Annotated in this window: 11 protein-coding genes; 9 read left to right on the top strand and 2 right to left on the bottom strand. The window is 69.8% G+C overall.

Annotated features, from left to right (window positions below; genetic code table 11):
* The first annotated feature begins 1241 nt into the window (after positions 1–1241).
* The 9 genes from AB0M70_RS25945 to AB0M70_RS25905 all read left to right on the top strand — a co-directional run bounded on the left by AB0M70_RS25945 (position 1242) and on the right by AB0M70_RS25905 (position 11811).
* On the top strand, positions 1242–2540 hold the full coding sequence (locus AB0M70_RS25945; protein WP_365823265.1) for an amidohydrolase: 1299 nt from the start codon (positions 1242–1244) through the stop codon (positions 2538–2540).
* A gap of 201 nt (positions 2541–2741) precedes the next feature.
* Positions 2742–3857 (top strand): BMP family ABC transporter substrate-binding protein, encoded by a 1116-nt coding sequence (locus AB0M70_RS25940; protein WP_365823263.1) that lies wholly within the window; start codon positions 2742–2744, stop codon positions 3855–3857.
* 210 nt (positions 3858–4067) lie between these two features.
* Positions 4068–5123, top strand: a complete 1056-nt coding sequence (locus tag AB0M70_RS25935) for a BMP family ABC transporter substrate-binding protein (protein ID WP_365823261.1) — start codon at positions 4068–4070, stop codon at positions 5121–5123.
* A 216-nt stretch (positions 5124–5339) separates the two neighbouring features.
* The gene (locus AB0M70_RS25930) at positions 5340–6965 is read left to right on the top strand and encodes an ABC transporter ATP-binding protein (RefSeq protein WP_365823776.1); all 1626 of its coding nucleotides are present in this window, start codon (positions 5340–5342) and stop codon (positions 6963–6965) included.
* Positions 6962–8104, top strand: a complete 1143-nt coding sequence (locus AB0M70_RS25925) for an ABC transporter permease (RefSeq protein WP_365823259.1) — start codon at positions 6962–6964, stop codon at positions 8102–8104. The genes AB0M70_RS25930 and AB0M70_RS25925 overlap by 4 nt, the downstream gene beginning before the upstream one ends.
* Positions 8101–9363 (top strand): ABC transporter permease, encoded by a 1263-nt coding sequence (locus AB0M70_RS25920; protein ID WP_365823257.1) that lies wholly within the window; start codon positions 8101–8103, stop codon positions 9361–9363. Before AB0M70_RS25925 ends, AB0M70_RS25920 begins: the two co-directional genes overlap by 4 nt.
* Complete coding sequence (locus AB0M70_RS25915; protein ID WP_363208869.1) at positions 9360–9749, top strand: cytidine deaminase; 390 nt, start codon at positions 9360–9362, stop codon at positions 9747–9749. Before AB0M70_RS25920 ends, AB0M70_RS25915 begins: the two co-directional genes overlap by 4 nt.
* Before the next feature lie 187 nt (positions 9750–9936).
* The gene (locus AB0M70_RS25910; RefSeq protein ID WP_365823255.1) at positions 9937–11214 is read left to right on the top strand and encodes a thymidine phosphorylase; all 1278 of its coding nucleotides are present in this window, start codon (positions 9937–9939) and stop codon (positions 11212–11214) included.
* Between the two features lie 204 nt (positions 11215–11418).
* A complete protein-coding gene (locus AB0M70_RS25905) occupies positions 11419–11811 on the top strand; it encodes an STAS domain-containing protein (protein WP_365823253.1) in 393 nt (130 codons plus the stop codon).
* Here AB0M70_RS25905 and AB0M70_RS25900 read toward each other — a convergent pair.
* Together AB0M70_RS25900 and AB0M70_RS25895 are read right to left on the bottom strand one after the other, a co-directional pair.
* Entirely contained in the window at positions 11698–12705 is a 1008-nt protein-coding gene (locus AB0M70_RS25900; RefSeq protein ID WP_365823251.1) for a sigma-70 family RNA polymerase sigma factor, read from the bottom strand. The genes AB0M70_RS25905 and AB0M70_RS25900 overlap by 114 nt on opposite strands.
* A 132-nt stretch (positions 12706–12837) precedes the next feature.
* Complete coding sequence (locus AB0M70_RS25895; RefSeq protein ID WP_365823249.1) at positions 12838–14157, bottom strand: MFS transporter; 1320 nt, start codon at positions 14155–14157, stop codon at positions 12838–12840.
* Positions 14158–14170 lie beyond the last annotated feature (13 nt).

The following is a 14170-nucleotide window of genomic DNA, read 5'->3' as shown; positions in this document are numbered from 1 at the left end:
CTTCCCCAAGTAGGTCCCGGCACCCAGCCCCCGAGGCCCGCCCGTTTCGACGACCTGTTTCGCCCACCCCTGATCGCACGCCCACCCAATGCGCCACGGATCCCCATGCGATGTGGCGCGCGCCTTCCCGATGTGGCACGTGTTGCCCTCTCGACGGCACCACGGGCGCGGATTGCAGGGAAGTCCCGGGAACCGTGCCTCCGGAGCCCTTTCTCGTGGGACTTTGCTGCATTCCGCGCCATCCGTAACGACTTGGGCGACTGATTAGTGGGAGGGGCCGACGCTCGAGGCTCCCGGCGCGAGGCCCCCGGCGGGAGCGGCCGACCCGATGCTCGGCGCGAGCGGCCGACTCGATGCCCGGCGAGCATTGCAGCGAGGGGCGGCGCAACCACAAGGGTGGGTGGCCCGCAGAGATGACCGCGCGACCGAGGCGCCACCCATCCCCGGGCCCACCGCGCACCCCGTCCACTGCCGGATGCCCCCGACGAACCAGTCCGCACCCGCTTGACGAAACCGTCGCCCATCCCCGAACCGGCCGCGCACCCCGTCCCCCACCGATCACCCCCGACGTACCAATCCGCACCCGCTTGACGAGACCGTCACCCCTCCCCAAGCCCACCGCGCACACCGCCCGCTGCCGATCGCCCCGCGACGATCCGGTCCGCAGTCGCTTGACGAGAGCGCGACCCATCCCGGAGTGCCCGCGCACCCCGTCCCCCACCGGTCGCCCCCGACGAACTAGCCCGCACCCGCTTGACGAGAGCGGGAGCCATCTCCGAACCGGCCGCGCACCCCGCCCACCTCCGGGTGCCTCCGACGAACCAGTCCGCACCCGGCACAAAAGCCGAGCCGCCCCGCGGGAGTGTCCGAGAGTCCCGCCCCTGGGGCCGTCCGGTTGTCTTCCCTCGCGCGGTGGAGGGGCGGGTGTCAAGGGTGGAGCGCAGCGGAATCGGCGCAGCCGACGCGTAGCGCAGCGGAGCGCCCTTGACTCCCGGCCCGTAACCGCCAACCTCGCGACACCGGATGGCCCCGGCACCCATCGAAGCCACCGGACCACCGAAGTCACCCCTCACCCCTGCAAGAAGCCTCCGGCACCCCCGAAAAGCCCCAGAGCCTACCCAGCTCAACTAGCGGCCATGCGCCACCCGGCCACTTTTTCTTACCCTATCGGGCTGAACTTTTGTTGATCGTGGGTCAGTTGGACCCTGCGCCGCCCTACCCTTCAGAGGGTGAACCAACTGATGTCGCAAGAGTCCGAGCGAGGGTCCGGGGCCGATCTGCCCGGGGAAGCAGCGGGGGACGCCCCCGGGGAAGCACTGCTCCCCGGTGCGCTCCCGGACGATCTGCGCGCCGAACTGATCGACTTCCGCCGCGACTTGCACATGCACCCCGAGCTCGGAAACCAGGAGTTCCGCACCACCGCGGCGCTCAAGGCCCGGCTTGAGCGCGCAGGGCTCCAACCCCGCGTACTCGCCATCGGCACGGGACTCGTCTGTGACATCGGGATCATTGAGGAGGGCGAGGGAAGCGACGAGAGCGAGGAGCGCGTCAGCGGTGCTCGCCGGCCCATGCTTGCCCTCCGTGCCGACATCGACGCCCTTCCCATCCCCGACACCAAGCTCGGCACCCCCTACCGCTCCACCGTGCCCGACCGCGCCCACGCCTGCGGTCACGACGTGCACACCACCGTGGTGCTCGGGGCGGGCCTCGTCCTCGCCGAGCTCGCGAAGCAAGGGCAACTGCCGCAGCCCGTACGCCTGATCTTCCAGCCGGCGGAGGAAGTGCTGCCCGGCGGTGCGCCCGACGCCATCGAGTCCGGGGTGCTCGAAGGGGTGGGACGCATCATCGGCGTGCACTGTGATCCCCGTGTCGACGCCGGGAAGATCGGGCTGCGGCATGGTGCCATCACCTCCGCCTGCGACCGGCTCGAGGTCTCGCTCGACGGGGCGGGAGGCCACACCGCTCGGCCCCACCTGACCACCGACCTCGTCACGGCCGCCGCCAAGGTCGTCACCGAGGTCCCCGCGCTCGTCGCCCGCCGCATCGACGCCCGTTCGGGGCTCGCGGTGACCTGGGGCCGCATCGAGTCCGGGCACGCCTGCAACGTCATCCCGCAGCACGCCGAACTCTCCGGCACCGTCCGCTGCCTGGACCTGGCCGCCTGGCGGAAGGCTCCCGACCTGGTGCACGGCGCGATCCAGGAGATCGCCGACCTGTACCGCGCCAAGTCCGAGGTCAACTACATCCGCGGGGTTCCGCCCGTGGTCAACGACCCGGATGTGACTGATCTGTTGAGCGAGGCCATGCGGCTCCGCCTCGGGCCGCACTCCGTCGAGGACACCGAACAGAGCCTGGGCGGCGAGGACTTCTCCTGGTACCTGGAGCACGTGCCGGGCGCCATGGCCCGCCTCGGCGTCCGTACACCCGGCGAGCGCACCGTACGCGACCTCCACCAGGGCGACTTCGACGCGGACGAGTCGGCGATCACGGTCGGCGTCGAACTGTTCACCGCCGCCGCTCTGCTCGACGGGGCCCGGTAGAGGAACCCCGTAGACAATCCCCGTAGGCAAGCGCTGCCGGCGGCCGGTTACGGCGTACCCGTTCATCCGGACGTAACCGGCCCTCGGCACGAATAGGTAACGGCAGTGCGAAACCCCGTTCCCCTCCCTTTCTACGCGCGTTACTGTGCGCCGAAATCAGGCCCTTCAAGGGTGCTTTGGGGAACGTAAGGGGTGCGTCCTATGCGTCTTCGTCGAGGATCTTGTGGAACCCGGGGAGCCCGGGTGTCGAGGCTCACCCAAGTGGCCGTGGCGGTGGCGTCCCTCGCCCTCGCCGCCTCGGCGTGCGGCAAGACCAGCAGTGAGGCCTCGGAGGACGAGGGCAAGGACGACAAGTCCGGCGGTTCGTCGAAGTACGACGACAAGGGCATCGGCCTCGCGTACGACATCGGCGGCCAGGGCGACCAGTCCTTCAACGACGCCGCCTACGCCGGATACGCCAAGGCCCGCAAGGACTTCAAGATCGGCGGCGTCGACATGGAGCCGGGCGACGGCGAGTCCAGTGCCGACAAGGTGCAGCGGATCGAGCAGCTGGCGAAGCAGGGCTACAACCCGGTCGTCGGGGTGGGGTACATCTACGCGCCCGCCATCAAGGAGGTCGCCGCGAAGTTCCCGAAGACCACCTTCGGGATCATCGACGACAACACCGTCAAGGCCGACAACGTCGCCGACCTCGTCTTCCACGAGGAGCAGGGGTCGTATCTGGCGGGCGTCGCGGCGGCCAAGGCCACCAAGGCCGATCACGTCGGGTTCATCGGCGGCGTGGACATCCCGCTCATCCACAAGTTCGAGGCCGGCTTCGTGCAGGGCGTGAAGGACACGAACCCCAAGGTCAAGATAGAGAAGCAGTACCTGACCGAGAAGCCCGAGGACGGCGGCTTCAGCAGCCCCGACAAGGGGGAGAACGCGGCCAGCGGTCAGATCGAGTCGGGCGCCGACGTGCTCTACCACGCGGCGGGGCTCTCCGGGCAGGGCGTGATCCAGGAGGCCGGCTCGCAGAAGGTGTGGGCGATCGGCGTCGACTCCGACCAGTACAAGCAGAAGGCCCTGGCCAAGTACAAGGACTACATCCTCGGCTCCGCCCTCAAGGACGTCGGCGGGGCGGTGTACGACCTGACGAAGTCCGTCGTCGAGGGCAAGCCGATCACCGGCGAGCAGCGCTACGACCTGAAGTCGGGGCGCGTCGGGTTCGCCGACAGCAACCCGAAGTACACGGCGATGAAGGACGTGGTCGCCGCCGTGGAGAAGGCCGAGAAGGACATCGTCGACGGCAAGGTCACGGTCAAGACCACTCCGTGACCATCCCGTCGTAGCTGTGGGGCGCCCCGTGCGGTGAGGGGCGCCCCACAGCGCGTACATGCTCCCGCAACCTCGCGGCCACAGCTCGATAACGGACGGGACAGAAGGGTTCTTATGTCAGGTCTACGCGCGTTACGCTGCGGCGAAATCAGCGCCAGGTGAGGCGCTCGTACGTGCTTGTGCTTGCTTGTACATAAGGAGTTCCTCTCTATGCGCCGGGTTTCCCGAATCGCCGCAGCGGGTGTGGCCACCGCCGCCCTCGCCGTCTCCGCCACCGCTTGCGGCGGCACGTCCAGCGACGCCGCAGGCTCCAAGAGCGACGGCAAGAGCAAGGGCGTCGCCATCGCGTACGACGTCGGCGGCAAGGGCGACCAGTCCTTCAACGACGCCGCGACCGCCGGCATGGACAAGGCCGCCAAGGACCTGAAGATCGGCAAGAAGGCCGTCGAGCCGAACGACGGCGAGTCCGACGCCGACAAGGCCCAGCGCCTCACCCAGCTGGCCAAGCAGGGCTACAACCCGGTGATCGGCGTCGGTTACGCCTACGCCCCCGCGGTCAAGGAAGTCTCCGCCAAGTACCCGAAGGTCACCTTCGGCATCGTCGACGACGAGACGGTCAAGGCCAAGAACGTCGCCGACCTGGTCTTCAGCGAGCAGGAGGCCTCGTACCTCGCGGGCGTCACCGCCGCCAAGACGACCAAGAGCAAGACCGTCGGCTTCGTCGGCGGCGTGGACGTCCCGCTGATCCACAAGTTCGAGGCGGGCTTCACGCAGGGCGTCAAGGACACGAACCCCAAGGTCAAGGTCGTCAAGCAGTACCTGACGGAGAAGGCCGAGGACGGCGGCTTCACCAGCCCCGACAAGGGCAAGACCGCCGCGCAGGGCCAGATCGAGGACGGCGCCGACGTGGTCTACCACGCCGCCGGTCTCTCCGGTCAGGGCGTCATCGAGGCCGCGGCTGCCAAGAAGGTCTGGGCGATCGGCGTCGACTCCGACCAGTACAAGCAGGACGCGCTCGCCAAGTACAAGAAGTACATCCTGACCTCCGCGACGAAGGATGTCGCCGGGTCGGTCTACAACCTGGCGAAGTCCGTCGCCGACGACAGCGCCAAGGGTGGCGTCGTCCGCGCCGACCTCAAGTCCGGTGGCGTCGCGCTCGCCGACTCGAACCCCGAGTTCAAGAAGAACGCCGACCTCCAGGCCGCCCTGAAGAAGGCCGAAGAGGACATCATCAGCGGCAAGATCAAGGTCAAGGCCACGCCGTGACGGCTGACGTCACCCCTGCGTGACGACAGCGCGGCGACCGCCTCGACATCGGTCGCCACAGCCGTAACAACAGCGTGATGGTCGCGGAACGGGGTGTGGGGGACGATGGTTTCCCCCGCGCCCCGTTCGCGCGGCCCACTGCCCAACTCCCGTCGAACCAGGGGCGCTACGCGCGTAGGTGGCCCCTTTCCTGAGGATTCCCGAGGAGAGTGCGCCATCGACGCGTCCACCGGGCCCGACAAGGGCCAGACCCCCGCCCAGGCCGTTGCCGTTGAACTCACCGGCATCACCAAGCGCTTCCCGGGCGTGGTGGCCAACCACGACATCCGCCTGATCGTCCGCAAGGGCACCGTGCACGCCCTCGTCGGCGAGAACGGCGCGGGCAAGTCGACCCTGATGAAGATCCTCTACGGCATGCAGAAGCCGGACGAGGGCACCATCTCCGTCGACGGCACCCAGGTGACTTTCGCCGGCCCCGCCGACGCCATCGCGCGCGGCATCGGCATGGTCCACCAGCACTTCATGCTCGCCGACCAGCTCACGGTCCTGGAGAACATCGTTCTCGGCAGCGAGAAGCTGCACGGCATCGGCGGCGCGGCCCGCCGCAAGATCGCCGAGATATCCGAGCGGTACGGCCTCGGGGTGCGCCCCGACGCCATGGTCGAGGACCTCGGCGTCGCCGACCGCCAGCGCGTGGAGATCCTCAAGGTCCTCTACCGCGGCGCCACGACACTGATCCTGGACGAGCCGACCGCGGTCCTCGTGCCGCAGGAGGTCGACGCGCTCTTCGACAACCTGCGCGAGCTGAAGTCCGAGGGCCTGTCCGTCATCTTCATCTCCCACAAGCTGGGCGAAGTCCTCTCCGTCGCCGACGACATCACCGTCATCCGGCGCGGCACGACGGTCGGCACGGCGATCCCCTCCGAGACGACCCCGCGCCAGCTCGCCGAGCTCATGGTCGGCAGCGAGCTGCCCACCCCTGAGACGGCCGAGTCGACGGTCACCGACCGCGCGATGATCGAGGTCGAGGAGCTCAAGCTCCTCGCCGACGGCGAGTCGGGCCGCGCCCTCCTCGACGACATCTCCTTCACCATCCACGAGGGCGAGGTCCTCGGCCTCGCGGGCGTGGAGGGCAACGGCCAGACCGAACTGATCGACGCGCTCATCGGCCTCAAGCACGCCGACTCCGGCGTCATCCGCATGGCCGGGAAGGACATCACCGACCTGGCCACGCGCCACCGCCGCGAGCAGGGCGTCGGCTACATTCCCGAGGACCGCCACCGCCACGGCCTCCTCCTGGAGTCGTCGCTCTGGGAGAACCGCATCCTCGGTCACGTCACCGAGAAGCCCAACTCCCGCGGCAAGGGCGGCTTCTGGCTCGACCCCAAGGGCGCGCAGGCCGACACCCGGCGCATCGTCGAGCAGTACGACGTCCGTACGCCCGGCATCGACGTCACGGCGGCCTCGCTCTCCGGCGGCAACCAGCAGAAGCTGATCGTCGGCCGCGAGATGAGCCACAAGCCCCGCTTCCTGATCGCCGCCCACCCCACCCGCGGTGTGGACGTCGGCGCGCAGGCCCAGATCTGGGACCAGATCCGCGAGGCGCGGCGGGAAGGACTCGCGGTCCTCCTCATCTCGGCCGACCTGGACGAGCTGATCGGCCTCTCCGACACCCTCCGCGTGATCTACCGCGGACGGCTCGTCGCCGACGCCGACCCGGCCACCGTCACGCCGGAGGAGCTCGGCTCGGCCATGACCGGCGCGGCCTCCGGTCACCTCGAACACGTAGAAGAAGAGCCCGCAGAGGGCTCTGGCGACGCTTCGGAGGACGAGGCCCGATGAAGAAGTTCGACAAGGAGCGCGTGCTCCTCGCGGTGGCCGGACCGGTCATCGCGCTCGTCGTGGCCGTGGCGCTGACCTCGGTCGTGCTGCTCGCCTCGGGCAAGAACCCGATCGAGCCGTACACGCTGATGCTGGAACAGATCAGCTACTCCGACGTCCAGGTCCTGACCATCAACCAGGCCGGGATGTACTACCTGGCGGCGCTCGCGGTGGCCGTCGGCTTCCGCATGAACCTGTTCAACATCGGTGTGGACGGGCAGTACCGCCTCGCCGCGATGACCACCGCCGTGGTCGGCGCGCACGTCGCGCTCCCGGCCGCGCTCCAGATCCCGCTCCTGATGCTGGTCGCCATGCTCACCGGCGCCTTCTGGGCGGGCATCGCGGGCATCCTGAAGACCACCCGCGGGGTCAGCGAGGTCGTCGCGACGATCATGCTCAACGCCATCGCGACGAGCGTCATCGGCTACATGACCCTCACCGAGAACTTCGGTGTCCCGGTCGGCAACAACCAGACCACCGGCGAGATGCACGAGTCCGGCTGGTTCCCCGGCATCAGCATGGGGGAGTCCGGCGAGATCTACGGCTTCGTGATCATCGCCGCGCTCGCGGGCATCCTGTACTGGGTCGTCCTCAACCGCACCCGCTTCGGCTTCGACCTGCGCGCCACCGGCGCCTCCACGTCGGCCGCCGCGGCCTCCGGCGTGAACGCCAAGCGCATGGTGCTCAGCGCGATGCTGATCTCCGGCGCGGTCGCGGGCCTGGCCGGCATGCCGATCCTGCTCGGCGACACCCACACCTACAGCCTCAGCTTCCCCGCGGGGCTCGGCTTCACCGGCATCGGCATCGCGCTGCTCGGCCGCAACAGCCCGGTAGGCATCGCGTTCGCCTCGCTGCTCTGGGCCTTCCTCGACAAGGCGTCGCCCGCCCTCGACTACGCGACCCCGGTCGCGTACGACAAGGAGATCGCGGTGATCATGCAGGGTCTCATCGTGATCGCGGTCGTCGTCTCCTATGAGGCCGTACGCCGTTGGGGCCTCAAGCGTCAGCAGCGCCGCGTCGGCGAGGAACTGGCCGCCGCAGCCCGCAACAACGGCAACAACGGCAACAACGACACCGTGAAGGAGGTGGCTGCCCGATGAGCTCGGCAACCGTAGCCAAGCCCCCGGCCAAGCAGCCCGCGCCGGGCCGCCGCCGCATATCGCTCCCCGTCCTCCTTCTCGTGATCGCGGGCGTCCTCGTCCTGACGTCCGTGGTCCGGCTGATCACCGACGCGAACGGCATCACTTCCACCGGCCAGATGTCGACCGCGCTGCGGCTCGCCGTGCCGATCGGCCTCGCGGGCCTCGGCGGTCTGTGGGCCGAGCGCGCGGGCGTGGTCAACATCGGCCTCGAGGGCATGCTGATCCTCGGCACCTGGTTCGGCGCGTTCGCCGGTTACCAGTGGGGTCCGTGGGTCGGCATCCTGTTCGGCATCCTCGGCGGCGCGCTCGGCGGTCTGCTGCACGCGATCGTCACGGTCACCTTCAACGTCAACCACATCGTCTCCGGTGTGGCCATCAACATCCTCGCCCTGGGCGTCACGCGCTACCTCTCCACCTTCGCCTTCGAGGGCAAGGAGGGCGGCACGTCGAAGCAGTCGCCGCCGGTGGACTCGCTCGGGGAGTTCTCCGTGCCGGGCCTCTCCGACTGGCTGCAGGACCTGAACGAGAAGCACTGGTTCCTCGTCTCGGACATCGCGGGCCTGCTCGGCGGCCTGTTCACGAACCTGTCGCCGCTCACCGTCATCGCCATCGCGATGGTGCCGCTGAGCTGGTGGGTCCTGTGGCGCACGTCGTTCGGTCTGCGCCTGCGCTCCTGCGGCGAGAACCCGGTGGCCGCCGAGTCCCTCGGCGTCAACGTCTACAAGTACAAGTACCTCGCAGTGATCATCTCGGGCGGTCTCGCGGGCCTGGGCGGCGCGTTCCTTTCGCTCGTCGCCTCGAACATCTACCTGGAGGGCCAGACCGGCGGCCGCGGCTACATCGGCCTCGCCGCCATGATCTTCGGCAACTGGATGCCCGGCGGCCTCGCGCTCGGTGCGGGACTGTTCGGTTACACCGACAGCCTGAAGCTCCGGGGCGGCGGCACGAACGTGCACGCACTGCTCCTGCTGCTCGCGATCCTGCTGGTCATCGGCGCGGCGTACCTCGTATGGCGCAAGCGTTACGTGCCCGCGGCGATCACCGCGGCCGTCTCGGCGCTGATGTTCGCGTGGTACGGCTTGACCGACGAGGTGCCCAACCAGGTCGTCACCGCGACGCCGTACGTCGTCACGCTGCTGGTGCTCTCGCTCTCCGCCCAGCGGCTGCGCATGCCGAAGGCGGACGGCCAGCCCTACCGAAAGGGACAAGGAACGTGACCGAGACCGACTGGGACGCGCTGCGGGATGCTGCGCGCGAGGCCATGTCCCGTGCGTACGCGCCCTACTCGGGCTTCCCGGTCGGTGCCGCGGCCCTCGTGGACGACGGCCGCACGGTGTCGGGCTGCAACGTGGAGAACGCGTCGTACGGCCTCGGCCTGTGCGCCGAGTGCGGCCTGGTCTCGCAGCTCCAGCTCACCGGGGGCGGCCGTCTGACGCACTTCACCTGCGTCGACGCCAAGGGCGAGATCCTGATGCCGTGCGGGCGTTGCCGCCAGCTGCTCTACGAGTTCGGCGGCCCGACGCTCCTCCTGGAGACGGCCGCGGGCATCCGCACGCTGGAGGACATGCTGCCGGACGCGTTCGGGCCGCAGCATCTGAACTGACCGTCGGCTCCTGCTCGTTACCGGATTGCGGGCAGGGGCCGTCTTCAACGCGCGACTCTATGCGCGTAGAGTCGCCTCACCCAGATGCGGTGGCACTTAGGTGATCACCGCGACCACCAATTGAGCAACCACCACGGCGAGAACCCGGTCCGCGAAAGCGGCGCCGGTTTAGGCGCAAAGGGGAGTCATGGACGTCATCTCCGTCATCCGTACGAAGCGGGACCGCGGCGAACTGAGCGGCGAGCAGATCGACTGGGTCATCGACGCGTACACGCGCGGCGTGGTCGCCGACGAGCAGATGTCGGCCCTGGCCATGGCGATCCTGCTGAACGGCATGAACCGCGGCGAGATCGCCCGCTGGACCGCCGCGATGATCGCGAGCGGCGAGCGCATGGACTTCTCGTCGCTCTCCCGCCCCACGGCCGACAAGCACTCCACGGGCGGTGTCGGCGACAAGATCACGCTGCCGCTCGCCCCGCTGGTCGCGGCGTGCGGCGCGGCGGTTCCGCAGCTGTCGGGCCGGGGCCTCGGCCACACGGGCGGCACGCTGGACAAGCTGGAGTCGATCCCCGGCTGGCGCGCCCTCCTCTCGAACGAGGAGATGCTGTCGGTCCTGGACGGCGTGGGCTCGGTGATCTGCGCGGCGGGCGACGGCCTGGCCCCCGCGGACAAGAAGCTGTACGCGCTGCGGGACGTGACGGGAACGGTCGAGGCCATCCCCCTGATCGCCTCCTCGATCATGTCGAAGAAGATCGCGGAGGGTACGGGCTCGCTCGTCCTGGACGTGAAGGTCGGCACCGGCGCCTTCATGAAGACGCTGGAGGACGCGCGTGAGCTGGCGTCCACGATGGTGGGCCTGGGCACGGACCACGGCGTACGCACGGTGGCGCTCCTCACCGACATGTCCACGCCGCTCGGCCTGACGGCGGGCAACGCGCTCGAGGTCCGCGAGTCGGTGGAGGTCCTCGCGGGCGGTGGCCCCTCCGACGTCGTCGAGCTCACCCTCGCCCTGGCGCGCGAAATGCTGGACGCGGCGGGCCTGCGTGACGTCGACCCGGCGAAGGCGCTGGCCGACGGCTCGGCGATGGACGTCTGGCGCCGGATGATCTCCGCCCAGGGCGGCGACCCGGACGCGGCCCTCCCGGTGGCCCGGGAGACGCACGTCGTGACGGCACCGTCGTCGGGTGTCCTGACCCGCCTGGACGCGTACGACGTCGGCGTCGCCGCGTGGCGCCTGGGCGCGGGGCGTGCGCGCAAGGAGGACGTGGTGCAGGCGGGCGCGGGGGTTGAGCTGCACGCGAAGCCGGGCGCTCAGGTCCGCGCGGGGGAGCCGTTGATGACTCTGCACACGGATACTCCGGAGCGGTTCGAGTACGCGCTGGAGTCGGTGACCGGTTCCTTCGACATCGCCCCGGAGGGCACGGGCTTCGCCCCGACGCCGATCGTGTTGGACCGCATCGCGTAGGGGTTTCCCTTCCCCCACCCCGCCCCTTCCCAAAACCATGGGGCTCCGCCCCCTGGACCCCCAAAAGATGGCCTCAAACGCCGGCCGGGCTGAGTGGTTCAGCCCGTCCGGCGTTTGAGGACGAACTCGGCGAAGCCGGTGATCGCGCCCACCAAGGCCCCCGCGCCAGAGCGGCCCGCCGCAGGCGAAACGGTGAACCTGCCGATGAGTTCTGCGCGCCCGCCCAGTCCCCCCAACATGAACCCAAAGCCGCAGCCGACCCTCACCCTCACCGGCACCCTCGACCGAGAAGCCACCCACCGCCTCTGCGAAGAGGCCCGCGCCGCGCTGCAAGCAACCGGCGCGAAAGTCCTCGTGTGCGACGTCGCAGACGTAGGCCCACCCGTCCTCGCCGCGATAGACACCCTCGCCAGACTCCAGCTCACCGCCCGCCGCGCAGGCGGCCGCATCCGCCTGCGCAACCCGGCCCCGGCCCTCCGCGAGCTACTGGACCTCGTCGGGCTCCCCATGGAGATCGAGATGGGTCGGCAGGCCGAACAGCGGGAACCACCGGGGCGTGTCCAGGAAGCAGTGGAAGCCCGCGATCCGCCCCTCTGAGATCTCGATGACCTGAATCGCCCAGGGCGCGAACCCACCCTTCTCGGGGTCGGGCTTGTAGTGGGCGAAGCCCGGCGTGCCGTTGACGTCGACCGGGAACAGGCGGCTGTCGGCACAGGAAGCGCCGATCGTCGACATGAAGCCGGTGATGTCGGCCGTGCCGCGCAGCCACAGGTCGAACGGGGGCATCGTCATGATGGCGTCTTCGTGCAGCAGCGCCGTCAGCGCCGCCATGTCGTACCCCTCGAAGGCGGCGACGTACCGCTCGAGGAGCTTCTGCTGTTCCTCGTCCAGGGGGTCGGACACGGCGGTGTCGTCGCCGGGTCCCTCGGCCAGCGTCGCCCGCGCCCGCTGCAACGCGCTGTTGACGGAGGCCACCGAGGTGTCGAGGAGCTCGGCCGCCTCGCTGGCCTTCCACGCGAGGACCTCGCGCAGGATCAGCACCGCCCGCTGCTTGGGCGGCAGTTGCTGCAGGGCGGCGACGAACGCGAGCCGCACGGACTCCTTCGCCACGGCGGCCTCGGCGGGGTCGCTGACGGAGGGCAGCACGCGCGCGTCCGGCATCGGCTCCAGCCATACGTTGTCCGGGCGCGGGGTGAGCGCGGCCTGCGCGAGCGGCGCCGACGCGGTCAGGTCCATGGGGCGGGCCCGGCGGTTGCCCGCGTTCAGCATGTCCAGGCAGACGTTCGTCGCGATCCTGTACAGCCAGGACCTCAGGCTGGAGCGGCCCTCGAACTTCTCGTAGCTCCGCCAGGCGCGGACCATCGTGTCCTGCACCGCGTCCTCCGCCTCGAAGGCGGAGCCCAGCATGCGATAGCAGTACCCGGTCAGCTCGACCCGGTGTTTCTCCAGCGTGACGTCGAGTTCCGACGTCGTCCCTGCGATGTCAGTCATACCAACCCACCCACCCCTGCGGCTGCCACGAAAGTCCCGGCACTTTGGAAGCTACCGCAGCCCACTGACAACGGCCCCCGGAGTCGGAAAACCCGCAGGCGGGAGGGGGTCGCCCAGGGCAGCAGCAGCCGACTAGTGCGCCGCCACCAGCCGCTGCCGGTCGCGCCGCTCCTGGACCCGGGCCACGTGCGACCCCCAGACGGTGAGGGACACGACGCCGCTCACCGCGAGCAGCCCCAGGCCCACCGTCCCGGCCCAGCCCCCCGCGTGGAAGGCGACCGCGCCGAGCGTGCCGCCCGCGCTGGAGCCCAGGTAGTACGCGGACTGGTAGAGCGCCGATGCCTGCGCACGCCCCGTGGTGGCCGTCCGGCTCACGGACGAGGAGGCGACCGCATGCCCGGCGAAGAACCCCGCGGTGATCAGGACGAGCCCGAGCAGCACCATGACCAGGGAGTCGGAGAGGGAGAGCAGCAGACCGCCGGCCGTCGTGCTCACCGCCAGGTACAGCGCCCCGCGCCGCCCGAGCCGCGTCACCAGCTTTCCCGCGGCGGCCGACGAGACCGTACCGACGAGGTAGACCAGGAAGATCGAGCCGATGATGCCCTGCGGGAGCGAGAAGGGAGCCTCGGTGAGGCGGTAGCCGATGACGGTGTAGACCGCGCCGAACACCGTCATGAACAGCGCGCCGATCGCGTACAGCCTGCACAGCAGCGGGTTGGCGAGGTGCGAACGGATCGTCCGGCCAAGGGCCTTGGGGTTGAGTGAGCCCGCCGTGAAGTGGCGCGGCGCGGGGAGCAGCGCGCGGAAGGCGAGGGCGCACAGGACGGCCACGACACCCACCACGGCCACGGCCACGCGCCAGCCCCATGCCTGCGCGACCCAGCCGGTGATGATGCGTCCGCTCATGCCGCCGATGGAGTTCCCCGCCACGAACATGCCGATCGCGGCGACCAGCGCCTTGGGCCTGACCTCTTCCGCGAGGAAGGCCATCGCGGAGGCCGGGAGCCCGGCGAGCGCGGCGCCCTGGACGGCGCGCAGCGCGATGAGCGCGCCGATGGAGGGCGCGAAGGGGACGAGGAGACCCACGACCACCGCGACCGTCAGCGAGACGGTCATGAGCGTGCGCCGCCCGAACCGCTCGCTGAGCGCGCTCAGGGGCAGCACGAAGAGGGCCAGCGCGCCCGTGGCGGCGGACACCGTCCAGCTCGCCGAGCTCGCGCTGACGCCGAAGTCGGCGGAGACGAGGGGGAGCAGCGCCTGCGTGGAGTAGAGGAGGGCGAAGGTCGCGACGCCGGCGAGGAAGAGGGCGAAGCTCATCCGGCGGTAGCCGGGGCCGCCGGGGTTCAGGCGCGTGTCGGCGGGTTCGGTCTGCGGGGACGACGAGGTCTGCGGGGACGACGGGGTGTGGGCGGCCGCGTGGGTGACGGACGCCCCGCTACTGGCAGGAGGCATGCATCGAACGTAG

The sequence above is a fragment of the Streptomyces sp. NPDC051214 genome (genome assembly GCF_040682375.1).
In the GTDB taxonomy this organism is placed as follows: Bacteria; Actinomycetota; Actinomycetes; order Streptomycetales; family Streptomycetaceae; genus Streptomyces.
The sequence above is the reverse complement of the archived record's forward strand: the minus strand, read 5'-3'. Positions and strand labels throughout refer to the sequence as shown.